The sequence below is a fragment of the Brevundimonas sp. AVps31 genome (assembly GCF_058681355.1).
In genome coordinates this window covers 3,485,261-3,509,482 of record NZ_CM178736.1, presented here as the reverse complement: position 1 = coordinate 3,509,482, position 24,222 = coordinate 3,485,261, and the positions used below count along the sequence as shown (strand labels likewise).

Annotated in this window: 28 protein-coding genes; 10 read left to right on the top strand and 18 right to left on the bottom strand. The window is 68.4% G+C overall.

What is annotated here, in order from left to right; all coding sequences use genetic code 11:
- The first annotated feature begins 80 nt into the window (after window positions 1-80).
- Window positions 81-1,001 carry an Hsp33 family molecular chaperone gene (locus ACW174_RS17275; RefSeq protein ID WP_492015590.1) on the top strand — a complete coding sequence of 307 codons (921 nt, stop codon included), beginning with the start codon at window positions 81-83 and terminating at the stop codon, window positions 999-1,001.
- Here ACW174_RS17275 and ACW174_RS17270 read toward each other — a convergent pair.
- From ACW174_RS17270 to ACW174_RS17250, 5 genes are all read right to left on the bottom strand, one after another.
- The gene (locus ACW174_RS17270) at window positions 965-1,810 is read right to left on the bottom strand and encodes a hypothetical protein (protein WP_492015589.1); all 846 of its coding nucleotides are present in this window, start codon (window positions 1,808-1,810) and stop codon (window positions 965-967) included. The genes ACW174_RS17275 and ACW174_RS17270 overlap by 37 nt on opposite strands.
- Before the next feature lie 21 nt (window positions 1,811-1,831).
- The gene (locus ACW174_RS17265; protein WP_492015588.1) at window positions 1,832-2,623 is read right to left on the bottom strand and encodes a hypothetical protein; all 792 of its coding nucleotides are present in this window, start codon (window positions 2,621-2,623) and stop codon (window positions 1,832-1,834) included.
- A 75-nt stretch (window positions 2,624-2,698) separates the two neighbouring features.
- Entirely contained in the window at window positions 2,699-3,412 is a 714-nt protein-coding gene (locus ACW174_RS17260; protein WP_492015587.1) for a CPBP family intramembrane glutamic endopeptidase, BDIM_20840 family, read from the bottom strand.
- A 118-nt stretch (window positions 3,413-3,530) separates the two neighbouring features.
- Entirely contained in the window at window positions 3,531-3,818 is a 288-nt protein-coding gene (locus ACW174_RS17255; RefSeq protein ID WP_492015586.1) for a DUF6881 domain-containing protein, read from the bottom strand.
- Window positions 3,818-5,668 (bottom strand): gamma-glutamyltransferase family protein, encoded by a 1,851-nt coding sequence (locus ACW174_RS17250; protein WP_492015585.1) that lies wholly within the window; start codon window positions 5,666-5,668, stop codon window positions 3,818-3,820. Before ACW174_RS17250 ends, ACW174_RS17255 begins: the two co-directional genes overlap by 1 nt.
- A 164-nt stretch (window positions 5,669-5,832) precedes the next feature.
- Between ACW174_RS17250 and ACW174_RS17245 the strand changes: the two genes are divergently transcribed.
- The 3 genes from ACW174_RS17245 (at window position 5,833) to ACW174_RS17235 (ending at window position 8,232) form a co-directional block, all read left to right on the top strand.
- Entirely contained in the window at window positions 5,833-7,272 is a 1,440-nt protein-coding gene (locus ACW174_RS17245; protein WP_492015584.1) for a hypothetical protein, read from the top strand.
- Window positions 7,273-7,600: 328 nt separating this feature from the next.
- Entirely contained in the window at window positions 7,601-7,849 is a 249-nt protein-coding gene (locus ACW174_RS17240) for a hypothetical protein (protein WP_492015583.1), read from the top strand.
- A gap of 23 nt (window positions 7,850-7,872) precedes the next feature.
- Window positions 7,873-8,232 carry a hypothetical protein gene (locus ACW174_RS17235; protein WP_492015582.1) on the top strand — a complete coding sequence of 120 codons (360 nt, stop codon included), beginning with the start codon at window positions 7,873-7,875 and terminating at the stop codon, window positions 8,230-8,232.
- Window positions 8,233-8,253: 21 nt separating this feature from the next.
- Here ACW174_RS17235 and phoB read toward each other — a convergent pair whose 3' ends face one another.
- The 6 genes from phoB to ACW174_RS17205 all read right to left on the bottom strand — a co-directional run bounded on the left by phoB (window position 8,254) and on the right by ACW174_RS17205 (window position 14,853).
- Window positions 8,254-8,943 (bottom strand): phosphate regulon transcriptional regulator PhoB, encoded by a 690-nt coding sequence (gene phoB, locus ACW174_RS17230; RefSeq protein ID WP_492015581.1) that lies wholly within the window; start codon window positions 8,941-8,943, stop codon window positions 8,254-8,256.
- A gap of 30 nt (window positions 8,944-8,973) precedes the next feature.
- Window positions 8,974-9,696, bottom strand: coding sequence for a phosphate signaling complex protein PhoU (gene phoU / locus ACW174_RS17225; protein WP_492015580.1), 723 nt, complete (start codon window positions 9,694-9,696; stop codon window positions 8,974-8,976).
- Entirely contained in the window at window positions 9,696-10,562 is an 867-nt protein-coding gene (gene pstB, locus ACW174_RS17220) for a phosphate ABC transporter ATP-binding protein PstB (RefSeq protein WP_492015579.1), read from the bottom strand. Before pstB ends, phoU begins: the two co-directional genes overlap by 1 nt.
- A gap of 5 nt (window positions 10,563-10,567) precedes the next feature.
- On the bottom strand, window positions 10,568-11,866 hold the full coding sequence (gene pstA / locus ACW174_RS17215; protein ID WP_492015578.1) for a phosphate ABC transporter permease PstA: 1,299 nt from the start codon (window positions 11,864-11,866) through the stop codon (window positions 10,568-10,570).
- The gene (gene pstC / locus ACW174_RS17210; RefSeq protein ID WP_492015577.1) at window positions 11,859-13,289 is read right to left on the bottom strand and encodes a phosphate ABC transporter permease subunit PstC; all 1,431 of its coding nucleotides are present in this window, start codon (window positions 13,287-13,289) and stop codon (window positions 11,859-11,861) included. Before pstC ends, pstA begins: the two co-directional genes overlap by 8 nt.
- 136 nt (window positions 13,290-13,425) lie before the next feature.
- On the bottom strand, window positions 13,426-14,853 hold the full coding sequence (locus ACW174_RS17205; protein ID WP_492017312.1) for a sensor histidine kinase: 1,428 nt from the start codon (window positions 14,851-14,853) through the stop codon (window positions 13,426-13,428).
- Between the two features lie 152 nt (window positions 14,854-15,005).
- Here ACW174_RS17205 and ACW174_RS17200 point away from each other — a divergent pair, with 152 nt between their 5' ends.
- On the top strand, window positions 15,006-15,968 hold the full coding sequence (locus tag ACW174_RS17200; protein ID WP_492015576.1) for an ABC transporter ATP-binding protein: 963 nt from the start codon (window positions 15,006-15,008) through the stop codon (window positions 15,966-15,968).
- A complete protein-coding gene (locus ACW174_RS17195; RefSeq protein ID WP_492015575.1) occupies window positions 15,965-17,350 on the top strand; it encodes an ABC transporter permease in 1,386 nt (461 codons plus the stop codon). The genes ACW174_RS17200 and ACW174_RS17195 overlap by 4 nt, the downstream gene beginning before the upstream one ends.
- A gap of 117 nt (window positions 17,351-17,467) precedes the next feature.
- On the opposite strand, the gene rpsU is transcribed toward ACW174_RS17195, so the two are convergent.
- Complete coding sequence (gene rpsU / locus ACW174_RS17190) at window positions 17,468-17,710, bottom strand: 30S ribosomal protein S21 (protein WP_492017311.1); 243 nt, start codon at window positions 17,708-17,710, stop codon at window positions 17,468-17,470.
- A 188-nt stretch (window positions 17,711-17,898) separates the two neighbouring features.
- On the opposite strand from rpsU, the gene ACW174_RS17185 reads away from it, so the two are divergent.
- Window positions 17,899-18,573, top strand: coding sequence for a COQ9 family protein (locus tag ACW174_RS17185; protein ID WP_492015574.1), 675 nt, complete (start codon window positions 17,899-17,901; stop codon window positions 18,571-18,573).
- Between the two features lie 27 nt (window positions 18,574-18,600).
- On the opposite strand, the gene ACW174_RS17180 is transcribed toward ACW174_RS17185, so the two are convergent.
- Together ACW174_RS17180 and purE are read right to left on the bottom strand one after the other, a co-directional pair.
- Window positions 18,601-19,680 carry a 5-(carboxyamino)imidazole ribonucleotide synthase gene (locus tag ACW174_RS17180; protein ID WP_492015573.1) on the bottom strand — a complete coding sequence of 360 codons (1,080 nt, stop codon included), beginning with the start codon at window positions 19,678-19,680 and terminating at the stop codon, window positions 18,601-18,603.
- The gene (gene purE, locus ACW174_RS17175) at window positions 19,681-20,172 is read right to left on the bottom strand and encodes a 5-(carboxyamino)imidazole ribonucleotide mutase (RefSeq protein WP_492015572.1); all 492 of its coding nucleotides are present in this window, start codon (window positions 20,170-20,172) and stop codon (window positions 19,681-19,683) included. It abuts the gene before it with no gap.
- 121 nt (window positions 20,173-20,293) lie between these two features.
- Between purE and ACW174_RS17170 the strand changes: the two genes are divergently transcribed.
- Window positions 20,294-20,857 (top strand): GGDEF domain-containing protein, encoded by a 564-nt coding sequence (locus ACW174_RS17170; protein WP_492015571.1) that lies wholly within the window; start codon window positions 20,294-20,296, stop codon window positions 20,855-20,857.
- Between the two features lie 11 nt (window positions 20,858-20,868).
- On the opposite strand, the gene ACW174_RS17165 is transcribed toward ACW174_RS17170, so the two are convergent.
- From ACW174_RS17165 to ACW174_RS17155, 3 genes are read right to left on the bottom strand one after another with little or no spacing between them, the layout of a single operon-like run.
- A complete protein-coding gene (locus ACW174_RS17165; protein WP_492015570.1) occupies window positions 20,869-21,093 on the bottom strand; it encodes a YdcH family protein in 225 nt (74 codons plus the stop codon).
- A gap of 39 nt (window positions 21,094-21,132) precedes the next feature.
- Window positions 21,133-21,618: a TIGR02444 family protein gene (locus ACW174_RS17160; RefSeq protein ID WP_492015569.1), complete on the bottom strand. Its 486-nt coding sequence runs from the start codon at window positions 21,616-21,618 to the stop codon at window positions 21,133-21,135.
- Window positions 21,615-22,202, bottom strand: a complete 588-nt coding sequence (locus tag ACW174_RS17155; RefSeq protein WP_492017310.1) for a UbiX family flavin prenyltransferase — start codon at window positions 22,200-22,202, stop codon at window positions 21,615-21,617. Before ACW174_RS17155 ends, ACW174_RS17160 begins: the two co-directional genes overlap by 4 nt.
- A gap of 128 nt (window positions 22,203-22,330) precedes the next feature.
- On the opposite strand from ACW174_RS17155, the gene ACW174_RS17150 reads away from it, so the two are divergent.
- Window positions 22,331-22,501 (top strand): YdcH family protein, encoded by a 171-nt coding sequence (locus ACW174_RS17150; RefSeq protein WP_492015568.1) that lies wholly within the window; start codon window positions 22,331-22,333, stop codon window positions 22,499-22,501.
- Window positions 22,502-22,688: 187 nt separating this feature from the next.
- On the opposite strand, the gene ACW174_RS17145 is transcribed toward ACW174_RS17150, so the two are convergent.
- Window positions 22,689-23,360, bottom strand: coding sequence for a DUF1013 domain-containing protein (locus ACW174_RS17145; RefSeq protein WP_492015567.1), 672 nt, complete (start codon window positions 23,358-23,360; stop codon window positions 22,689-22,691).
- A gap of 225 nt (window positions 23,361-23,585) precedes the next feature.
- Here ACW174_RS17145 and ACW174_RS17140 point away from each other — a divergent pair, with 225 nt between their 5' ends.
- Window positions 23,586-24,200, top strand: a complete 615-nt coding sequence (locus tag ACW174_RS17140) for a beta/gamma crystallin-related protein (RefSeq protein WP_492015566.1) — start codon at window positions 23,586-23,588, stop codon at window positions 24,198-24,200.
- Window positions 24,201-24,222 lie beyond the last annotated feature (22 nt).

Below are 24,222 nucleotides of genomic sequence, written 5' to 3'. Positions count from 1 at the left end.
CCGGTCGCGCGAGGGGGCCTTATCATCGCCCCTCCGGCCCCCTATCTAGCCGCCTTCGTATTTCCAGATCGAGGATCGCCGTGACCGATCACGCGCATACCCATTCCACGCCCTCTGACGACCTGGCCGCCGCCTTCCAGATCGAGGGCTGGCCCGTGCGCGGTCGTCTGGTGCGGCTGGGCGAGACCATCGACGCCATCCTGTCGGCCCACGCCTATCCGGAGCCGGTCGCGGCCCTGCTGGGCGAGGCGTGCGCGCTGGCGGCCCTGATCGGGTCCAGCCTGAAGTTCGAAGGTCGTCTGATCGTGCAGGCGCAGGGCAATGGTCCGGTCCGCTATGTCGTGGCCGACTACGGCACCGACGGTTCGATGCGCGGCTACTGCCGGTTCGAAGCCGATGAAGTGGCGGCCGCGTCGCAGGGGTTTGCTCGGCCCGGCGCGAAGACCCTGCTGGGCGAGGGCGTGTTCGTGATGACGCTCGATCGCGGTCCGGACTTCGAGCGCACCCAGGGCATCACGCCGATCGAGGGCGAAAGCCTGTCGCTGGCCGCGGAACACTATTTCCAGCAGTCGGAGCAGATTCCGACCAAGGTGCGTCTGGCCGTGGGATCGGTGGAAACCGCCGCCGGGTCGCAATGGCGCGCGGGCGGGGCGTTGATCCAACTGATCGCGGGCGATGACGCGCGCGGCTCGACGGAAGAGGTGTGGGACCGCTCGCGCGCCCTGTTCCAGACCCTGGCCGACGACGAACTGATCGATCCGACCATCACGCCTGAAGTCCTGCTGTTCCGCCTGTTCCATGAGGATGGCGTGCGGCTGGAAGACGCCCGCGCCCTGAAGGCCGAATGCCGGTGTTCCAGGGACCGGATCAGCGCGGTCCTGTCGTCATTCGATCCGGCCGAGCGCGCCGACATGGTCGAGGACGACGGCAAGATCCGCGTGACCTGCGAGTACTGCGCGACGGTCTATGAACTGGAGCCGGAAGAGGTCTCGGCGGGCTGAGCTCCGGCGGGCGGCGAGGCGGTGGTCGGACCCACCGCCAGCACGCCGTCATAGGCCCCGTCCTCGACCGGGCCGAGGATGATCCCGCGGGCGTCGGGGTCGTAGCGGCCCATACCGGTCTGGACACCACAGGTCTGTTGGCATTGCCAGGCCGTTCCGCCCTGCTGGGCGATGTGGAGGGTGAAGGTGTCAGAGGCGTGCAGATGCCCGGCAGCGGGGACGCCGATGTCCGGGAGGCGGGCGTAGCCCTTTTTCCGTGCGTGAAGATCGCCGACGAAGACGATCACCCGGGCCTCGGGTCGGTCGACGAGGGCGCGACTGATGCCATAGGCCATTTCCAGTTCCCTCCAGGCTTGATCCCGGCCCGCGATTCGGGACTCGACGGCGACGAAGGGGTGGATGACCACGTCATGTCCGGCGGCCTTCAGCCGCCAGAAGTCGACCATCATATCCAGCATGGCCACGCTGTTGCGGCCGTCGTCATTGCGGGGATTGCCAAAGTCACCGTACAAAAAAGTCGCGCGGGCGACCGCCTCAGAGGGCGCAGAAAGCGCGTTCCGGAACAGGGCGCGATGGGTCTCCGGCATTTCCAGCGCGATGGTCACGGGCCCCTGTTTCGCCGCCTCGCAGACGATGCCGAGGAAGGCGGCGGGGATTTCGACCGTGCCGTGATCGTCGCCGACCACAAGAATGCGCTCGGGTCTCGCCAGCAGGGCGTCGGTCCCGGCGGGCGCCGCGCAATCCATTTGAGCGGCCGACTGGGCGGGCGGGGCCGCGAACAGGGCGGCGGCGGCGAGGAGTTCGAGCATCCGGGGAGCCTTGGGGCTGAATCAGGGGCGGGATACGGGCGGGGAGGCGGTTGCGGGGCCGACAGCCAGATAGCCGTCAAAGGCCCCGTCGGCCTCGGGCGCGATGACGACGCCGCGACGGTCGCCGAGACCAAGCGAGGGGACGGCGCTCGCGCCGCATTCGTCCCGGCAGTTCCAGGCTTCGCCGCCATCGGAGGCGACGTAGAGGGACAGGATCTCTTCCGGACGGAAATGGGCGGCGGCGGGCAGGCCGAGGCCTGACCCCGCCCGGCGGGCCTTACCGGCGTGGACCGAGCCGACGAAGATCATCATGCGTCGCTCGGGCGCGGCGCGGGCGGCGGAGGACCACAGCTGGGCGCGGTCCAGTTCGGAATGGGACTGGGTGAAGCCCTCCACGCGCGGACTGTCAGGGACATAGGCCAGAAGGTTCAGGTCGCCGCCAGCCTGATGCAGGCTCCGGAACCGCTGAAACATCGCCAGCATCGCCTCGCTGCCGCGCCCGTCGTGATAGCGGAACGGCCCGTACGGCCAGGCCAGCAGGATATCGCGCGCTGCGTCGGCGTCCGGCTCGGCCATGAAGGCGTCGAAGGTCGGCTGCATCTGGACCGGGTATTCCAGCAGGACGGTGACCGGCCCCCTGTCCAGCGCCAGACAGACCAGATCGGCGAAGGCAGCGGGCGCCTCGACCGTGCCATGCATCTCGCCGACGGCGACAAAGCGCAGATCGTCTCGCCACAGGGCGTCCGAGCCCTCGACCGGCGCGCAGGCGGGCGCGGACGCCAGCAGGCCGGCGGCGGCGAGAAGCGAGATCATGGAACCCCCGGTTGGCGCGCCGCCCTACCGGCGCGTGTTCAAGCTCGGCAGACAATATGGCGGGGCTGTGGCCGGTCAGAGCAGCAGGGAGATGCTGTTGGCGAAGTTGTGCATCAGGACCGGCAGCAGCAGGCTGCCCGTCTTCTCACGCAGCCAGACCAGAAGCAGGGCCGGACCGCCGGTCAGGGCCATGGTCAGGGCGTCGAAGGTGAAGCCGCCGTCGCTGTAGCCGAGGGCATGGGCCAGCCCGAAGGCGACGGAGGTGATCAGCGCGCCCCAGCCCATGGGCGCGCCGAGGATGCGCCACGACCGGGCGAAGGCTTCGTTGAACATCAGCAGCAGGACGCCGCGATAGAAAAGCTCTTCGTCCAGACCGGGCATGGTCAGCTGGAAGGCCAGTTCATCGGCGTTGATGGGCGTGTTGGGGGACCACAGGGCGAGTGCGAGGAAGACGGCGATCAGGGCGCCGCACAGGACCAGGGCGCCGGGCAGGCCCTTGCGGTCCTGCTTCAGCGTCAGGCCGGTCCGCCGCGCGCCGAGGATCAGGGCGACGGTCAGGGACAGGGCGATCGCCAGCGTCTTGCCCTCCCAGTTCCAGTCCGAGGGCCAGAACTGGATCGGGATCTGGCCATAGCCGCGGGTCAGCAGGGCGTCATAGGCGGCCATCAGAATGAGGGCGCCGGCGAACCAGCTCCATTTCACCTTGCCGCGCAGGCACAGGGCCGCGACCAGCCCCAAGGCCGCTGTCGCGCCGATCCACCCCGCCAGCGCCATGATCGCATCCGGCATCCCGCCCTCCGAGAGATATTCGAGGAGAGAGGCCGCGAAGCGGGGCCGTGGATGCGGGCGGGAAGATGAAATCGCGGTGAGGCGGCCGTGTCGGCTGTCTAGACGGGATCAGGTCAAGTTACCGGGGATGTGCCTTTCCCTGCTCCCAAGCCCGCTCAAACTCGGCACGACTGATCTCCACCGGTTCGAACTGTGGGTCACTCGCGATGTCTTCGATTGATGGAAGCGGTTCGATGCTCAGTCCGGTGTCGCCATGCTCCTCATGTGCATCCGCGAATATCGCTGTGCCGTCAGTGAACAATTCAACTTTCCGGTGCTCCCAGCGTTCGCCATCGATCTCGCTGTAGAGGAGAACAGGCTCATCCTGTGAAGAGTGGATCCATCTGACTTTCAGGTACTGCATCATCAGTATGCCAGCGCGATGCCGTCCTTGCGCATCTCCGTGGCCGCGCCATAGGTCCAGCGCCCGCCGGGGTTCTGCTGCATGACCACGTTCTGATAGCCGCCGAAGCCGCCGTCGGGCGGGCCCAAGGTCCAGCCCATGGCCTCGAGCTGGGCCCGGGTGGCGGCCGGGACGCCGCTTTCCAGATGCAGCCGACCGACGCCCTCGGCCATTTCGCCGGTGGGTTCGGATGAGCCGTAGTGCTGCCAGCGCGGGGCGTCGCCGGCCTCCTGCGGGTCGAGGCCGTAGTCGACCATGTTGATGATGATCTGGGCCTGCCCCTGCGGCTGCATCCCGCCGCCCATCACCCCCATGGCCATCCACGGCTTGCCGTCCTTGACCGCGAAGCCGGGGATGATGGTGTGGAAGGGCCGTTTGCCGGGCGCATAGACGTTGGGGTGGCCGTCGGTCAGGCTGAACAGCTCGCCGCGGTCCTGGAACATGAAGCCCAGGGTGCCGCCGTTCCCGTCGTCGGGGACGAGGCCGGAGCCCATGCCGCGGTAGTTGGACTGGATCCAGCTGACCATCATGCCGTCCTTGTCGGCGACGCTGAAATAGGTGGTGTCGCCCTGGGTCGGGGCGTCGCCGGGGAAGGCGCGGTCCATGACCCGGTCGGGGCGGATCAGGGCGGCGCGCTGGCGGGCGTAGTCCTTGGAGTTCAGCCATTCGACCGGGGTGCGGCTGAAGCGGTCGTCGGCGAACCATTTCGCCCGATCCTCGAACGCCAGTCGCTTGGCCTCGGCCTGGTGGTGGATCGAGGCGGCGGACTGGAAGCCCATGCCCTTGAGGTCGAACTGTTCGCAGATGTTGAGGATCTGGTTGGTCGACAGGCCCTGGGTGTTGGGCCCCAGTCCGTAGACGTCGACGCCGCGATAGTTGGTCCGGATCGGCTCAACCCATTCGGTGCGGTGGGCGGCCAGGTCGGCGCGGGTCATCCAGCCGCCGATACGACGGAAATAGGCCTGGATCGCATCGGCGATGGGACCGTCATAGAAGGCGTCGCGCCCGTGTTCGGCGATCAGGCGCAGGGTGCGGCCCAGATCGGGGTTGGCGAACATCTGGCCGACCTTGGGGGTCTCGCCGCCGGGGGCGTAAACCCGCTTGCGGTTGTCGTTTTCCTCGATGATCGCGGCCGAACGGTCGAAGCCCGCCATGTTGCGCTCGAGGTAATAGGCGATGACCTGCGGGATCGGCACGCCTTCCTCGCACAGCTCGGCGACCGGCAGCAGGACATCCTTCCACGGGAGCTTGCCGTAGCGCTGGTGAGCGCTCCACCAGGCGTCGACCGTGCCGGGGACATTGACCGTGACCGCGCCGTAGGAGGGCAGCAGGCCGTTGGGCCGGGCCTTGGTGCGGGCGGTCTCCAGCGACAGGCCGCGGGGGCTGTTCCCCGAGCCGTTGAAGCCGACGACCTTCCTCTGGGCCGGGTCCCACAGCATGCAGAAAGCGTCGCCGCCGATGCCGTTGGCGACGGGCTCGAGGAAGCCGAGCGCGGCATTGATGGCGATGGCCGCGTCGATGGCCGAGCCGCCGCGGCGCAGGGTGTCGATGCCGATCAGGGTCGCGCGCGGATGGGCCGTGGCGGCGGCGCCATTGGCCCCGTACACCGTCGAGCGACCGACGAATTTGGGACCGGTGATCCGGTCGCCGGGGCCGATGCCGGCATAGGGATCCGGCCGCGGCGCAGGGCGGGGCGGGGCGGTCGTGGGAGCAGGGGTCTGCGTCGGGACCTGGGCGGTGGCGGCGCCGGCAAGACCGCTCCCCGCCAGAAGCGCTCCGGCGGGCAGGCTCGACAGGAAGGTGCGGCGACGCATGGGCGAACTCCTTCGGAACTGAGGGATGGAGCCTAGCGGGATTGGGACGAGAGGGAAGCGGGTCATTGGGGGCGCCGCCGAAAATCGCCTTGTTCCTTACGGCGTTGTAACGGGCGCTTTCTGAAACGGCCAAGCTAGGCTCCCGGTCAGTCAGGGAGTGTGGAATGCGGTATCGGGTCGTCCTGTCGTGCCTCGCGGGTCTGCTCGCCGTCGGCGCCCTGCCCGTCGAAGCGTCGGTCGCATCGGCAAGCGTGGGGCAGGTCGAGGACATCGCGCCCGGCGCGCTGATCAGCGTGACGCGTGACGGCGACCTCTGGACCGCCGACTACCTGCTGTCGCAGGACGCACCGGTCTGGGCCTTCTATCGATCCTCGCTGACGAACCGGACGCGTGTGGCGTGGCGGCCCCGCGACTGGCAGGTGCTGACGCCGGGCGTCACGCTGGAGCGGGTCGGGGATCTGGATGTGCTGCGCGCCGCGGACGGCGGGCCGGTTCCCCGTCGCCTCAGTCTGAGGCTGACGCCGAGCGGGGAGAATCTGGAAGCGGACTATCCGGTCCTGAAATTCACGGACGGGTCGGTGGCGATGCCGACCGGCGCATTCGATGTCTTTCCCTTGCCGTCGGTGGAGGCCATCCGGTTGTCCGACGAGGCGCGCGCCCCGTTCCGGCGCTCGGTCAGCAATGCCCGCGTCACGTGGCGGGATAGGGCGGGACCGGTGCTGCACCATGGGCGTCGACAGGCCGAGGTCGAGAGCGATGACGGCAGCACCTATGTGCTGTTCGGCCAGACCGAGGTGAGCGAGAGCGAGCGGCTGGTGACGGTTGTCGATCCGGAGCTCCCGTCCTGGGTGGCCACCTCGATCCAGACCTTCGCGCCGCGGGTGGCCGACTATTACACCGCGCGTCTCGGCGCCGGGAAGGCGGATCGGCCGACCGTCATGGCCACCTGGTACGGACCGACCGTCGGCACGACCAACTACGGCGGCAGCGTCCTTCCGGGCCTGATCGTCATGACCTTCGAGGGCCAGGAACTGCTCACGTCCAGCGCCACGGTGCTGGATGAAAACCGCTGGTTCATCGGGCACGAGAGCGCGCATTTCTGGCTGGGACAGACGGTGCGGGCCGAGCGGTCGCGCGAGTCCTGGATGACCGAGGGCGGCGCCGACCTGATGGCGGTGCGGGCGCTGCAGGCGTTGGACCCGGCCTTCGACGCGAAACCGGTTCTGCAGGCGGAGGTGGATGACTGCGCGCGCCTGGCGGTGCGTCCGGTGGTGGAAGCCGCGCAGCGCGGCGAACACCGCGCCTGGTATGCCTGCGGGGCGGTCTTCGCCCTCGTCGCCGAGGCCGCGGAGACGCGGGCGAGCGGGGGCGACTGGTTCGACTTCCTGAAACCCCTCATCGACGCGGGCCGTACGGAAGGCGTCGTGACCCGCGAGGCCTGGCTGACGCACCTGACGGGCGTGTCGGGCGACGCCGGACTGAGGATCGACATTGAAACCCTGCTGACGGAGGGGGCGGCTGATCCGGTGGCGACGATCGCCGCCCTGTTTGATCGGGCAGGGGTCGCCTACGGGGCCGCCGACGGGAAGATCGTGCTGGACTGAGCGAGGCGCGCGGTGGGGGCGCCGCCTTGCTTTCGCCGCCTCCCGGGCGCACAGTGATCACTGTCATACAGCCCCGCAACGCTTTGGTATCCTGCGCGTTCTGTCGGGGATCACAAGCGATCCGATCCGGAGACGAGCAGGCGCGATCCCGCGCCGGCGCCCTCCACTGGAAGCCATACCATGTCACGACGATCTGTGAGCCGGCGCCTGCCGACGGCTCGATCCCGCGCGAGGGGCGCCTGAGGACAAACTCGCGACCGCTGTCCGCACCTACGTGGCCCAGGCCTTCAGGCGACCATCGCCCCCGCTGTCGGACCGCCGCCAAGGCATGAGCGGGCATGATCAGCCGACCGTCCTGCCGTTGGCCCAACGTCCGATCGCGTTCTGGCTGGTGGTTCTGCCCATGCTTCTGCTGGTCGCCGCCCTTGTCGGCGGGATCTTCATGAAGGAGCGGGCCGCGCAGGCCCTCCTGACGGAACGCGCCCTGCGTTACGCGGTCGACGCGCGTGCGATCGACCAGGCTTACGAGCAGCGGGCCGTCGAAGAAAACGCCCGTCGCGCGGCGTCCATGCAATGATTTATCCCCCTGAGGAGACCCCGATGGTCGAAGAGAATTTCGTTCGCCTTTACGCCCGTGATTTCGTTCAATTGGCCTGGCGCAGCGAGATCGGCCAGGCCGTGGACGACTCCCTCCAACGCCGGATGACCGAGGTGCGTCGTCACTCCGACCTCATGCAACTGCGGAAGGGCGCCGATCACCTTGTCGCGGTGATCGACCGCCTGCGTCTGGAGGCGGAGCGTTACGATCCGCGCCTGCTGCAGAAGGGTGTCGATCCGGTCGATGCCGGGAAAAGACACCGGACCTTCCTGCTGAACGTCATCGAACGGCTGTCAGCGGCTCCGGTCGTCGAGGAACCCTCGATGGCCCTGCCGGCGATCAAGGCCCGTCGTCAGCGCTGAGGCGCCGACGACGGCGCGCGCTCAGCCGCCCAGATCCAGCGAATAGCCGGCCGAGCGGACCGTGCGGATCGGATTGACCGTGCCGTCGACGTTGAGCGCCTTGCGCAGGCGCCCCACGTGGACGTCGACGGTGCGCGCCTCGACATAGACATCCGAGCCCCAGACGGCGTCCAGCAGCTGTTCGCGGCTGAACACCCGGCCGGGGTGCTGCATGAAGTGGTCGAGCAGGCGGAACTCGGTCGGCCCGAGGTGGATTTCGAGGCCGGCGCGGCGGACGCGGTGGGCGACCCGGTCGATGACGATGTCGCCGTGGTTGATACGGTCATCGGCCAGGCCCGGACGGATGCGGCGCAGCACGGCGCGGATGCGGGCCGTCAGCTCGGTCATCGAGAAGGGCTTGGTCAGATAGTCGTCGGCGCCGGTGTCGAGGCCGCGGATGCGATCCGATTCCTCGCCGCGGGCGGTCAGCATGATGATCGGCAGGTTGCGGGTCTCGGACCGGCCGCGGATGCGACGGCAGACCTCGATGCCTGACAGCTTGGGCAGCATCCAGTCCAGCAGGACGAGGTCTGGAAGACGCTCGTCGATCTGCAGCATGCCTTCCTCGCCGTCCGAGGCCACCACGACCTTGTATCCCTCTTTTTCGAGGTTGTAGGACAGCAGCGTGGCCAGCGCGTCCTCGTCTTCCATCACCAGAATATAAGGCTGCACGTCAGGCTCTCCGGTCGTCAGGCAGTTTGCTTAGGCGGGGGTCGGCTGGTCGGGGGCGTCGATCTCGGTATCCGGGTTCCAGCGCGGGCGTTCGCCCGTGAACTCCAGACCGGTGATCTCGTAGTGGATGGTCTCGGCGATGTTGGTCGCGTGGTCGCCGATGCGTTCGAGGTTCTTGGCCATGAACAGCAGGTGGGTGCAGGCGCTGATCGTGCGCGGGTCGCCCATCATGTAGGTCAGGAGCTCGCGGAACAGGGCGTTGTAGTGCTCGTCGACCTCGTCGTCCGTGTTCCAGACGGCGATAGCGCGGTCGACTTCCCCGACCGCATAGGCGTCCAGCACGTCGCGCAATCTCATCGAGACAAGTTTGCCCATCCGCTCGATGGAGCGGGTCAGGGGCTGCATCGGTTCGCCTTCGGCCAGGATCAGCGCACGCTTGGCGATGTTCTTGCCGAGGTCGCCGGTGCGCTCCAGATCGACCGCCAGCTTCATCGCCGCCAGCGTCTTGCGCAGGTCGCTGGCGACCGGCTGGCGCAGGGCGATCAGGCGGATGGCCTTCTTCTCGATATCGCGATGCATGGCGTCGAGACGGGCATCCCGCTCGACCACGGCCTTGGCGAGGGCCACGTCGCGGCGGGCGACGGACTCGACGGCGTCGGCGACCTGGGCCTCGGCCAGGCCGCCCATGCGGGCGACCTCGGCGGTCAGCTGGTTCAGCTCGTCCCCGTAGGCCTTGACGGTGTGCTGGTTCATCAGCCGAACCGCCCGGTGATGTAGTCGAGGGTGCGTCGTTCGCGGGGATTGGTGAAGATCTCTTCGGTCGGGCCGGTCTCGACCAGGCGGCCGAGGTGGAAGAAGGCGGTGCGTTGCGAGACGCGCGCGGCCTGGGCCATCGAATGGGTGACGATGACGATGCAGTAGCGTTCGCGCAGTTCGTCGATCAGTTCCTCGATCCGCGCCGTGGCGATCGGGTCCAGGGCCGAGCAGGGCTCGTCCATCAGGATGACTTCAGGCTCGACCGCGATGGCGCGGGCGATGACCAGACGTTGCTGCTGGCCGCCCGACAGGCCGGTGCCCGGCGAGTGCAGGCGGTCGGCGACCTCGTCCCAGAGGCCGGCGCGCTTCAGCGAGGCCTCGACGATGACGTCCAGTTCGGCCTTGGAAGAGGCCAGGCCGTGGATGCGAGGGCCGTAGGCGACGTTCTCGTAGATCGACTTCGGGAAGGGGTTCGGCTTCTGGAACACCATGCCGACGCGGGCGCGCAGCAGGACGGGATCGACGGAGCGGGCGTTGATGTCCTCGCCGTCCATGTCGATGCGGCCGGTCACCTTGGCGTGGCTGATGGTGTCGTTCATGCGGTTCATGGTCCGCAGGAAGGTCGACTTGCCACAGCCCGACGGGCCGATCAGGGCCGTGACTGTCTTGTCCGGGATGTCCAGCGAGACGTCGTACAGCGCCTGTTTGCCGCCGTAGAAGACCGACACGTCGCGCGCGCTGATCTTGGTCGGGCCGACGGGGCCGCCGCCGTGGGTGACGGCGGGAGCGGCGATGACAGGGGTTCCGGCGGCGGTCGCGCCGCTTTCGGAGCCGTCCGCGGCGCGGAAGATTTTCGAGAACATGGGGCTTACCACCGGCGTTCGAAGCGCCGGCGCAGCAGGATGGCGGCGGCGTTCATGACGATCATGAAGGCGAGCAGGACCAGGATCGCGGCGGCGGTCCGCTCGTGGAAGGCGCGCTCGGACGCATTCTCCCAGATGTAGATCAGCGAGGGCATGGCGCCGCCCGGCTCGACGATGCTGTGCGGCAGGCCCGGCACGAAGCTGACCATGCCGATCAGCAGCAGGGGGGCCGTCTCGCCCAGGGCGTGGGCCATGGAGATGATGGCGCCGGTCATCACGCCGGGCATGGCCAGCGGCAGGGTGTGCTGGAAGACCGTCTGGGTCTTGGAGGCGCCCATGGCCAGCGCGGCCTCGCGGATCGACGGCGGCACCGCCTTCAGCGAGGAGCGGGTGGCGATGATGATCGTCGGCAGGGCCATCAGGGCCAGCACCAGACCGCCGACCAGCGGACTGGCGCGGGGCAGGTGCATCCAGTTGATGAACAGGGCCAGACCCAGCAGGCCGTAGATGATCGACGGCACGGCGGCGAGGTTGTTGATGTTCACCTCGATGATGTCCGTCAGCCGGCCCTTGGGCGCGAACTCTTCAAGATACAGCGCCGCGCCGACACCCAGCGGGATGGCGATCAGGGCGGTGACCAGCAGCATCAGGGCCGAGCCGATCACGGCGCCCAGGACGCCGGCGAGCTCGGGCTCTGTCGAGTCGCCCTTGGTGAAGAGGGCGGAGTTGAAGTGAGCCGAGACGTGGCCCTCGGTCTTCATGCGGTCCAGCCAGGCGATCTGCTGATCCGAGAGTCGGCGCTGGTCGGACGGCGTGGCCCGGGAGATCTCGCCCTTGAAGTAGAGGTCGGCGTCGTCCGATGCCGGGGCGGCGATCATCACCGTCTGCCCGATCAGCGCGGGCTGGCGGGTGACGCGGTCGGCCGCGGCGAACTTCAGTTCCGACGAGAACAGGCCGCGCATGGCCCGCGCCTTCGTGCCCGCGGCGTCGTCCTGCTCGCCCATGCGGGCCAGTTGCTGTTCGGCGACCAGAAGTTCGAAATTGCTGCCCTGCGGATAGGCGCGGTCGACGCGGGCCGGGTCCATGTAGACCGGCACGGTCATGGTGTGGGTGTAGAAGGCCGTGTGGCCCTGATCGATGATCCGGCCCAGCAGCAGCAGCAGGAAGCCGACGGCCACGCCGATGGCCAGCAGGCCGTACAGGCGGAAGCGGAACTCGCGCGCATAACGCTTCTTCAGGCCCGCGCGCAGGCGATCCGTGCGAACGTCCGCGACGACGGGGGTGTGGTCGGCGGCGTCAGTCATATTGCTGCCGGTAGGTCTGGACGATGCGCTGGGCGACGATGTTCAGCAGCAGGGTCACGAGGAACAGGCTCAGTCCGAGACCGAAGGCCGACAGCGTCTTGGGGCTGTTGAACTCCTGGTCGCCGGTCAGAAGGGTGACGATCTGGACGGTGACGGTGGTCACGGTCTCCAGCGGGTTCAGCGTCAGGCGGGCGGCGAGGCCGGCGGCCATGGTCACGATCATGGTTTCGCCGATGGCCCGCGACATGGCCAGCAGCATGGCGCCGGCGACGCCGGGCAGGGCGGCGGGCAGCAACACGCGCTTGACCGTCTCTGACTTGGTCGCGCCCATGGCGTAGGAGCCGTCCCGCAGCGACTGGGGCACGGCGTTGATGATGTCGTCCGACAGGGAACTGACGAAGGGGATCAGCATGATGCCCATGACGCCGCCCGCGACGAGAGCCATCTGGTTCTGGACCAGCATCAGATACTGGCCGAGACCGTCCAGCGGTCCGCCGATAAACCAGCTGCCGATGGTGTTGAAGAAGACCCGCATGAAGGGGCCGACGGTCAGGGCGGCGAAGAAGCCGTAGACGACGGTGGGGACGCCCGCGAGGATTTCGAGGATCGGCTTGACCGTCGCGCGGAACACCGGACCCGCATACTCCGACAGGTAGATGGCCGAGAACAGGCCGACCGGCGCCGCGACGATCATGGCGATGATCATGATCAGGAAGGTGCCGGCGAACAGCGGCAGGGCCCCGAAGGCGCCCGAGGAGCCGACCTGATCGGCGCGGATGGCGGTCTGGGGGCTCCACTGGGTTCCGAACAGGAACTCGGTGATCGGTACGGAGCTGAAGAAGCGGATCGAGTCGTAGACCAGCGAGGCCACGATGCCGACCGTGGTCAGGACCGCGACGGCCGAACAGGCGAACAGGGCGCCGACGATCCAGCCCTCGACCCGGTTGCGGGCGCGCATCTCGGGCCGGATCTGGCTGAATACGAACAGGGCGCCGAGCAGGGCGGCCAGCGCCGCGCCGACCACGCCCGCCAGCGACAGCATCAGATGGATGCGGGCGGCGCGCTGGCCCTCGGCGGGCAGCAGCTCGGAATAGGGGGCGGGCCAGATCTGCATCGTCTGACGCCCGGCGCCGACGGCCTGGGCGTCGGCGTAGAAGGCCTGACGGCGGAAGGGCTCAAGCTGCTGGACGGCTTCAGGCGCGCCGGAGGCCATCAGCTGATGCTCGACCGGAGCCGAGAAGATGGAGGCGCCCAGCAGGACGACGAGGGCGGGGACGGCGGTCCAGATCAGGGCGTAGGCCCCGTGCTGGGCCGGCCGGGAATGGGCCTTGGCGCTCCGGGCGCGACGCGTCGCAAGGGTCCGCGCGCCCAGATAGGCGGCGACGGCTGCGGCGATCAGAATCGGCAGAAAGAGCCAGGTCATGCGGGTCCGGGAGGAGAATCGGAACAGTCCGGTCGCCCGGTTCGCCCCGCGGCGGAAACTGCCCTTGAATGGTCAGCGGATTAAGACGGCTACGTGACAGTTCTGTTACGCCGTCAGGCCCGTTGTCGCAGGGGCGTCACGTTGCGGGCGTGTCGCCGGCCTCGGGGCGTTTCGGGGCGACCGGGAAATAGGCCGTGAAGACCGCGCCCTGACCGGGTGCGCTCTCGACCGTCAGCCCGCCGCGGTGGCGGTTGACGATGTGTTTGACGATGGCGAGGCCCAGGCCCGTGCCGGATCGGTCGCCGCTTTTCTGGCCCTCCACGCGATAGAAGCGCTCGGTCAGGCGGGGCAGGTGTTCGCGGGCCATGCCCGGGCCGTGGTCGCGCACCGTGATGGCTGCGTAGCGGTTGCCGGGCTCCCGGTCCGGCGTGACCAGCGGCAGACGGGTGACGCCCCCTTCGCGATTGCCGCCTGACCAGGGGGCGGCCGCTTCGTCCAGTGTCACGTCGGGTCGGATGACGATGTCGACGGTGTCGCCGGCGGTCGAATATTTGATCGCGTTGTCGACCAGGTTCTGGACCACCTGAACGATCTCGTCGCGATCGCCGTGAACGGGGGCGGACAGGGCGCGGTCTTGCATGACCACAGTCACGGACCGTTCGGCGGACAGCAGACTGACGGCGTCCATCACGTCATCGGCGGCCCGCGCCAGATCGACCCGGCCCGACGGCGGCACGTGCTCGTTCAATTCGATACGGCTGAGCGACAGCAGGTCGGCGACCAGCCGGCTCATGCGATCAGCCTGGACCGCCATGATGTCGAGGAAGCGGTCGCGGGCCTTGGGATCGTCGCGGGCATGGCCCTTCAGCGTTTCGATAAAGCCCGACAGCGAGGCCAGCGGGGTCTTCAGTTCGTGGCTGGCGTTGGCGAGGAAGTCGACGCGCATCAACTCCATACGGCGCACGTCCGTTTCGTCGCGCAGCACCAGCATGGCGAGGCTGCCTTCGCCCGCCGGGGCGGGCAGGGGACGGGTCAGGGCGCGCCAGTGACGGGTCTGGGCGCCGACGCCCGAATAGTCGGTGGTGCGGGCGATGCCGCCGAACAGGGCCTCGTCCACGGCTTCCAGCACGGTGGGCTCCCGCACGGCGGAGACCAGCAGGGCGCCCTCGCGCTGGATGCGGAAAAGCTCGCGCGCGGCGGCGTTGGCCAGCACGACCCGGCGTCCCGCGATGTCGTCCGCCTCGCCGCCCGACACCACCAGCACCGGATCGGCCAAGGCCTCGAAGGCATTGTCCAGAAGGCGCGGATCCGCAGCCTCGACCCGCGGAGGCGCGGCGTCCTCCGGGACCTCATGGAGGGCGCCGGCGCGGCGGGGGCGCCGGTTGACGGCCCAGGTGAAGACGCCGACCAGCAGGGCGCCGCCGATCAGTTCCGGCGCCACTGTGGGATTGAAGACGGCCAGCAGCAGCATGACCGTCACCGATACGCCCGCACCGGCGCCGACCGTCCAGAGCCGGGAGGCCGAGGACGGGGCGACGGGAGACTGTGCGGCTTCGTAGGGCATCATGCGTCCGGCACGGCGCACGGAAAGCGCGACTCGTATGACTGTGAACATGACACGGAATTCATGACAAACGATCCGGGGGATGCGCCGGATCGGGTTGTCAAACGTCCTTTACACCCCTACAATTCCCTTCATCAGAGATGGAGGGGGCTATGACGGCGGCATTGACGCTGGAAGGCGTGAGCAAGCGATACGGGGAGTTCCAGGCCGTGCGCGACCTCAGCTTTGAGGTTCCGAAAGGCTCGATCTGCGGCTTCCTGGGGCCGAACGGGGCGGGCAAGACGTCGACCTTGCGGATGATCCTGGGTCTGCAGCCCGCGACCTCGGGCCGGATCCAGATCCTCGGCGCCGACGACGGCCGCAAGGTGCGCGACCAGATCGGCTTCCTCCCGGAAGAGCGCGGCCTCTACAAGAAGATGACGCCGGTGGACGCCATCGCCTTCTTCGGCTCCCTGAAGGGGCTGCCGCTGAGCGAGGGACGCAAGCGGGCCAGGGAGATGCTGGACGCCCAGGGCTTGGGCGCCTCCAAGCGCAAGAAGATGAAGGAGTTGTCCAAGGGGATGGCCCAGAAGGTGCAACTGATCTCGTCTGTCGTGCACCGCCCGGAGTTTGTGATCCTGGACGAGCCGTTTTCGGGGCTCGACCCGGTCAACCAGCAGGGACTCGAGCAGATGATCCGCGGCCTTGCCGCCGACGGAGCCACGGTGCTGTTCTCGACCCATGTGATGCAGCACGCCGAGCGGCTGTGCGACAAGGTCGTGCTGCTGGCGAGGGGGCGGAAAGCCTTCGAGGGCACGGTGACCGAGGCGCGGGCGACCTCGCGCCGGTTCCTGGAGTTGGAGGGCGCCATCGATCCGGATCAGGCCGCGCGCCTGCCGGGCGTGAGGGAAGTCGAGATCGTCTCGGAAGCCGACGGGGTGCGGGTGCTGAAGGCCGCGATGGCCCAGGGCGCGCATGGACAGGAGGCGCTGAAAGCCGCCTTCGTCAGCGGCATGGACGTGCGGCGTTTCGAACTGCGCGAACCGACCCTGCATGACGCCTTCATCGACCTGACCGGCGATCGGCCGGATGTCGACCAGACCGTGAAGCCGACCGCCGTGGAGGCCGCCCGATGAAACGCACGCTCCTGATCGCGCGGCGCGAGTACGCCGCCTACGCCATGACCGTCGGCTTCTGGCTGTCGCTGCTGGCCTTCCCGCTGTTCGCGGTGCTGGGCGGCGCGCTGCCTGTGCTGATGCGCACCTCCGAGCCTGTCCGCGCTGTCGCCATCGTTGAGGACGGGCCCGCCGCACAGGGGCTGGCCTCGGCCATCCGGGAATCGCTGCAACGCGACGCCGACCGTCAGGCCGAGCGTGCGCGCGAAGCCGCCGATAAGGCGCAGAAGGCCGGCGCCCCGCCGCAAGCCGGTGTGGGCGACGGCGCGATGGCCGCCCTGTCCCGCCCGCGCCTGCGACTGGTTCCGACCCCGGCCGAGATCACCTCCACCACGGGTGAGGCCCAGGTCCAGGCCGTGCGTGCCGCGCTGTCGGAAGACAAGCCCAAGGGCGAGCGGCTGGACGCCGTGGTCTTCCTGACCCGCGAGGACGGCAGGCCCGGCGCGCGCGTCTGGACCGCCCGCGCCACCGACGACACCGTCGAGGACTTCGTGCGTGACTCGATGAAGTCCGCCAATCGGCAGGCCGTCTTCGGCGCGGAAGGCATCGACGCCTCGGTCGTCGAGCAGACCGAGCGCTTCCGGCCCGAGGTGACGGCCTATTCGCCCAAGGCGGCGGAGGGCGGTCAGGTGTCGCTGCGCGACCGCCTGCCGGTCTTCATCGGTCTGGGCGGCGGCTTCCTGCTGTGGTCGCTGATCATCACCGGCGCCTCCATCCTGCTGAACAGCGTGATGGAGGAGAAGTCGAACAAGATCCTGGAGGTGTTGCTGTCCTCCGCCTCGGCCACCGAAATCCTGGCGGGCAAGGTGCTGGGCGTGGCCCTGCTGACCCTGACGGTGCTGCTGGCCTGGGGCGGGATCGGGGCGGCGGGACTGCTGTCTACAGTGCCGGACGTGGCCTATGAGATCGGGCAGGTGCTGCTGCATGGCGGCCTGATCGGCTGGTTCGTGGCCTTCATGGTCGGGGGCTATCTGATGTACGCGGTGCTGTTCGCGGCCATCGGCTCGTTCTGCGAGACGCCGCGGGACGCCCAGACCCTGATGGGGCCGATCATGATGATCCTGGTGATCCCCATGATCACCATGCAGATGGCCATCCGCACGCCGGACGCGCCGCTGGTGACCATCCTGTCGCTGGTGCCCTTCTTCACGCCCTTCCTGATGATGGCGCGCCTGCCGTCTGATCCGCCGATGATCGAGCTGGTCGGCGCCATGGCCGGGATGGTGGCCTTCGCCCTGCTGATGATCTGGGTCTCGGGCCGGGCCTTCCGGGCCGGCGCCCTGTCGGACGTCAAGCTGAGCTGGAAGAGCTTCGTCGGAGCGATCCGGGGCGGGGGGCGCTAGGGGCGTCTTCCGTTTCCCCATCGCCTCAGAGGGGCGATGGGGGCGGTGAAGCCAAAAGAAAAGGGCCGCTCCGGTTTCCCGGAGCGGCCCTTGATCTGTCTGCCTTGCGGCGGGGTCTTAACGACCGCCCGGCACGCGGGGCTTCGGAGCCGGCAGCAGGCCTTCGCGCTGCATGCGCTTGCGGGCCAGCTTACGGGCGCGACGGACAGCTTCGGCCTTTTGACGGGCGCGCTTTTCCGACGGCTTTTCGTAATGCACGTGGCGCTTCATTTCACGGAAGCTGCCTTCGCGCTGCATCTTCTTCTTGAGGGCTTTGAGCGCTTGATCGACGTTATTATCGCGAACGAAAATCTGTACCAGGTTGAACTCTCCTTTGGCCGCCCGCCGCGTCCTGTGAGGGAGACGGGCGAACAAATAAAAATCGTCTTCCGGCGAACGGGGTCCGCGGATGAAGGCGGGCTGATACACGAGCCTGCCCGGCCTGTCCAGATCGTCGCGGCACATTGTGAAGGGTCGAAACGCCCGCAGGACGGGCTTATGGTGGGGACATGACCGACGCACCACACCTGTCGAACGAAGCTTCCGCCGGGGATTGGGCGGACGCGATGGAGCAGGCCGTTCTGGACGCCGCCATCGCCCGCGCGCCCGCGCTGGGCTGGAATGCGCGGCTGGTGCGGGCCGCCTGCGCCGACAAGGGGCTTTCGGTGGGCGACGAGGAGCTGCTGCTGCCCAACGGCGCGCGCGATCTGGCGGCCCTGCTGTCGCGTCGGCATGACGACCGGGCGCTGGCCGCCCTGTCGCAGGTGGAGGCCGGGTCGCTGAAGATGCGCGAGCGAATCGCCCGGGCCGTGTCCGAACGGCTGGAGGCGGGCGCCGCCGATCTGGAGGCGTCGAGGAAATGCGCCGCCTTCCTGGCCCTGCCGGTCAATGCCGACCTGGGCCTGAAGCTGGCGTGGGAGAGCGCGGACCATCTGTGGGTCTGGGCGGGGGACACGGCCACCGACTGGAACCACTTTTCCAAGCGCACCATCCTGTCGGGCATTCTGATCCCCGCCCTGACCATGCGCCTGTTCGACGGCCGGGAGCGCGCCGAGGCCTTCGTCGCCGCCCGCATCGAGAACGTCATGACCTTCGAGAAGTGGAAGGCCGGCAAGGACTTCGACGCACCGCTCCGAAAGGTGGCGGGGGTGCTGAGCCGGATGCGGTACGGGGCGAAGGGCTGATCCTTCTCCCGGTGGGAGCGGGAGAGCCTAGAGCGGCTTCAACCGGTTCACATGCGCCATCTTACGACCCGGCCGGGCTTCGGCCTTGCCGTAGAGGTGCAGGCGCATGTCGGGCTTGGCGGCCAGCTTCGTCCACTGGTCGACCTCGTCGCCCAGCAGATTGGTCATTTCGACACGGAAATGGGCCGTGGTCGGGCCCAGAGGCCAGCCGGCGATGGCGCGGATGTGCTGTTCGAACTGGTCGCAGACGCAGCCGTCCTGGGTCCAGTGGCCGGTGTTGTGGACGCGCGGCGCGATCTCGTTGACCAGCAGCCTTCCCTCGCCGAGATCGAACAGTTCCACGCCGATGACGCCGACATAGTCGAGGCCGTCGAGGATGGCCCTGGCGATGGCCTTGGCCCGCTTCTCGGTCTTCGCATCGACGGCGGCGGGGGCGAGGGTGGTCTTCAGGACCCCGCCCTTGTGGATGTTCTCGCCCAGCGGATAGACGGCCAGGGCGCCGTCGCGGCCCCGGGCGGCGATCACCGACAGTTCGCGGGTGAAGGCGGCCTTGGCCTCCAGAATGGCGGGGCGTTCGCCGATGGCGTGCCAGGCGTCGGCGGCTTCCTTCGCCGAGCGGACCCAGACCTGCCCCTTGCCGTCATAGCCGTCACGACGGGTCTTCAGCAGGGCGGGGGCGCCCAGACGCTCCAGACCGGCCAGCAGGTCGTCGAGGCTGTCCACCGCGGCGAAATCGACCGTGGTGGCGCCGACGCTGTTCAGGAAGGTCTTTTCCTCCACCCGGTCCTGCGCCACGGCGAGTGCGCGGGGGCCGGGGGCTACCTGAGCGCCGCTGCCGGCGAGGGTTTCGACCGAGGAGGCGGGGACGTTCTCGAACTCGAAGGTCACGGCCTGCGAGGTCTGGCCCAGCACGGCGAGCGCGGTCGGATTGTCGTAGGCGGCGACGATCTGACCCTGTGAGACGCGGCCCGCAGGGCTGTTCTCCTCCGGATCCAGGATGACGACGTTGAAGCCGAGGCGTGAGGCGGCTTGGCTGAGCATGCGGCCGAGCTGGCCGCCGCCGAGGATGCCGATGGTGGAACCGGGGGGCAGGGGCAGGTCGGCCACTCAGTCCTCTACCGTTTCGAGCACGGAGGCGGTCTGGGCGTCGCGGTAGGCGGTCAGCCGGTCCATCAGGGCCGGATCGTTCAACGCCAGGATCTGGGCGGCGAGGATGCCGGCGTTCTTCGCGCCCGCCTCGCCGATGGCCAGGGTGGCGACCGGCACGCCGCCGGGCATCTGGACGATGGACAGCAGGCTGTCGAGACCCTTGAGCGCCTTGGACTGGACCGGCACGCCGAGGACGGGAAGCTCGGTCATCGAGGCGGCCATGCCCGGCAGGTGGGCCGCGCCGCCGGCCCCGGCGATGATGACCTTGAAGCCCGCGGCCCGGGCGCCGGTCGAGAACTCGACCAGCCGTTGGGGGGTGCGGTGGGCGCTGACGACCTTCGCGTCCCAGGCCACGCCGAGGGCGTCGAGGGCGTCGGCGGCGTGTTTCAGGGTCGGCCAGTCTGACCGACTGCCCATGATGATCGCTACCGGCGGGGTTTCGGTCGCCATACACACACCCTCTCGCGGAAAGCGGCGCGATACAGGACTCGCGTTGCGCCCGCAACCGACGGCGTTAGGCTCCGGTCGGGCCGGACGTGTTGAGTCGCCGGTCGTAGAGCGCCTTTCCCCTGTGACCGACGCGGCCGCCATCGACCCCTATGCCGAGATCGAACGGCTGCGCGCCGAGCTTGAGGCGCTGCGTTCGCGCGCCGAGGCGGCGGAGGCGGCGGCGGATCACGACGTCCTGACGCCGGCCCTGAACCGGCGCGGCTTCGTGGCCCAGATGAAGAGCGCCATGGCCTATTGCCAGCGCCACGACACCCCGGCGGTGCTGCTTTACCTCGACCTCGACGGCTTCAAGGGCGTCAACGACCGGCTGGGCCACGCGGCCGGCGACGCGGCGCTGGTGCATGTCGCCGAGCTGATGAAGGCGAACCTGCGCGAGTCCGACGCCCTGGGCCGACTGGGCGGGGATGAGTTCGGCCTGCTGATGCTCAGCGCCGGGCTGGACGAAGGCCGCGAGAAGGCCCGCCGTCTGGCCGCCGCGCTGGAGAGCGAGCCGTTTGAATATGAAGGGCAGGTCGCCGGACTGGGGGGCTCTTTCGGCGTGCGGGCCTATGCCGGCCAGGCCGATCCGGAAACCTGGCTGGCCGAGGCGGACGCCGCCATGTGGGTGCGCAAGAAGGGGCGGTAAGCCCCTGAGCGTCAGGCGATAATATCCGGCAGGATGCGGTTCTCGACCTTCACGATCTCGTCGCGCAGGGTCAGTTTCTTGCGTTTCAGGCGCGCGATCATCAGCTGATCGGGAATGGGCATACGGCCGAGCGCGTCGATGGAGGCGTCGAGGTCGGCGTGCTCCAGCTGGAGCTCCTTCAGCCGCGCGCGAAGCGCGAGGTCTTCCTCGGACAGAAACGGTTCGTCGTCGTTCATACTGGCACCCCGGACCGGACGGTTATAGCGCGCCGCCGGTCAGGCCGGAAGGCGTTCGGCGAGGAGTTCGAGTGACCGGCGCGGCGTAATCGGCGACCACGCCCGCGCCACCGCGACCAGAGCGCTGAAGACCGGCCTGGGGGCGCCCGAGACGGCCGGAGCGACAGCCTGAAGCGCAGCCAGAAGGCGTTTCTCGGCGTCCAGTTCGATGGCCTTGACCTGGGCCCGGATCGCTTCGCGGTCGTGGTCGTCATAGTCGGGGATGCGGGCCTTCAGGGTCCGGCGAATCGTGCGCAAGGGCGCGACGGTGGTTTCCTGCCAGACGCGGGCGGTGTCGCAGGCGGCGTCTATGTCGTCGGCGTCCGGGGCGCGGCCTGTCTGCGCGCACCAGGCGGCCCAGAGCAGCAGCGGCAGGTTCTGGCCCTGCGCATCCTGCAGATCGAGACCCGCGGTCGGAACGCCCTCAGCGTTCCAGACACGGAGAGACCAGTCCCACAGACTTTCGGCGCCGGCGTCGCCGCTCATTTCAGGCCGTCCCAGCGCTTTACCGCCGACCAGTCCAGACCGAACACGTCCAGCGCCCGACCGACCGACTGGTCGACCATCTCGGCGATGGACGCGGGCCTGGTGTAGAAGGCGGGCAGGGGCGGGGCGATCACGGCGCCCATCTCGGCCAAGGCGGTCATCGTGCGCAGGTGGCCGAGGTGGAGCGGAGTCTCACGCACCATCAGCACTAGCGGGCGGCGCTCCTTCAGAACCACATCGGCGGCGCGGGTCAGCAGGGTCGAGGTCACGCCGGTGGCGATCTCGCTCATCGTCCGCACCGAGCAGGGCGCGATCAACATGCCCATGGTCCGGAAGGACCCGGAGGCGATGGTGGCCCCGACGTCATTCAGCTTGTGCACCACGTCCGCGCGACCGGTCAGATCGTCTGCGGACAGATCGGTCTCCTGCGACAAAGTCAGCAGGGCCGCGCGGGTGAGGACGAGGTGACTTTCGACCCCGAGCTCCCTCAGGGCCTCGAGAGCGCGGACGCCATAAGTTATTCCGGATGCGCCGGAAATTCCGACGATAAGCCGGCGGACGGGGTTCCGTACGGCTCCGTTCACATCTTCGGCCAATTCGGGCTCCAGGGTCGGGCGGTCCGGAAGGCCGCCAGCCTCACCGGAATGTGATTCTACAGGCGGTCAAGCCGGGCGCTCACTCTAGTGATCCCTTAGACATGGAGGCGCAAGCCATGACCATCGAAGCTCGTATCCGCGAACTGGGAAACCGTCACCGCAGCCTGGATGACACCATCCAGCGGGAGACCCGAAACCCGGCCACGGACCCGCTTCGTGTAAGGGAACTGAAGCAGAAGAAGCTTCGGCTCAAGGAAGAGATCACCAGTCTGGAGGCGCGGAGCTAAAGGCCCACGCTTTCTGAAATGACGACGGCCCCGGAGATCGCTCTCCGGGGCCGTTTTTTGTTCCTCCCACCTGGGGGAGGTGGGTCGTCGGCGAAGCCGGCGAGACGGAGGGGTGTCGATCAAGCGCTCGGATCCGCCCCTCCACCGCTGCGCGGTCCCCCTCCCCCGGCGGGGGAGGCACTTTGTTCTAGTCGCGCGAACCGAAGACCGATTCGGCGGTCGGCTCGGCGCCGCGGCGGGTGCGTTCTTCCGGGACGAATTCCGGCTCGACCGGTTCGACCGGCGCGTCGACGGCCTGCAGGGTGGCGCCGCCCTTCTTGGCGTCGTCCTTGGCCTTCTTGTCGGCGGCCTTGCGGACCAGATCGTCCAGGGCCAGCTGACCCACGAGGCCGAGGGTCACCGGATCGACCGGCTTGATGTTGGCCGAGTTCCAGTGGGTGCGGTTCCGCACGGTCTCGATGGTGGCCTTGGTGGTGCCGAGCAGTTTGGAGATCTGCGCGTCAGTCACTTCCGGGTGGTTGCGGACGAACCAGGCGATGGCGTCCGGACGGTCCTGACGGCGCGACACCGGGGTGTATTTCGGCGCCGGCTTGGCCTGTTTCATCAGTTCGGCGTGGCGGCTGACCACGGCCTTCATCATGTAGCCGGAATCGGTCTGGGCCTTGTCCAGTTCCTCGCGGGTCAACTGGCCGCCGGTGATCGGATCGACGCCGCGGATGTCGCGCGCCACGTCGCCGTCGGCGATGCCGCGCACTTCCAGCGGATGCAGGCCGCAGAAATCGGCGATCTGCTCGAACGTCAGCGAGGTGTTGTCGACCATCCAGACCGCGGTGGCCTTGGGCATCAGAATGTCGGTCATGCGCGTGTTCGCTTCTCAGGTTTGGAGCCGCCACGACCGAGGTCTGGCGGCTTCCGGATACGACGGCGCCCGACCTTTCGGCCGGGCGCGATGGTATGGATATAGGCCTATTCGCGAGAAAAAGAAACGATCCCGAACAGAGCCATACAGCTACGGTTCACCTTGGCTGTTGAACATTGGGTCCATCGACGCGTTCATGCGTCAACCGGGCTCTGGGAGGACCACATGATTATCGAGACCCTTGCGGCGATTGCGTTGATGTCAAACGGCGGCCCGGAACGGGCGCCGGCGACGGGCGGTGGCCAGGAGCGTGTTGCGCCCCGCGGCGACTACCGTGACTCCTGCAGCGGTGAATATGTGAATCGCGGCCGGCTCTACGCCGACTGTCAGACGCGCCGCGGACAGGTTCGCGGCACGTCGATCGAGCTGAACCGCTGCGGCAACTACGAAATTCGCAATGACGACGGCCTGCTGGTCTGCGGCCCGGTTCGGGGCGAGTACGAGGATCGCCCGGGACGTCCCGGCGGTCCCGGCAATGGCGGCCCCGGAAATGGCGGCGGCTGGGGCGGCCGGTCGTCCATCACCGTCTATCGCGACGCCGACTATCGCGGCGGCAACCTGACCTTCCAGGACGGCGTGCCGAACCTTGCGAATTCCGGCCTGAACGACCGCATCAGCTCGATGCAGCTGCGGGGCGCCTGGGAGGTCTGCACCGACGCCTACTACCGGGGGACCTGCCGGGTTCTTCAGGGGGACGTCCGCAACCTGAACAACTCGGGCCTCAACGACCGGATCTCGTCGCTGCGCCCTGCGGGCCGCGGCAACGGCGGTCGCTGGTAGGTCGATCTGAAGGGCTTCTTCC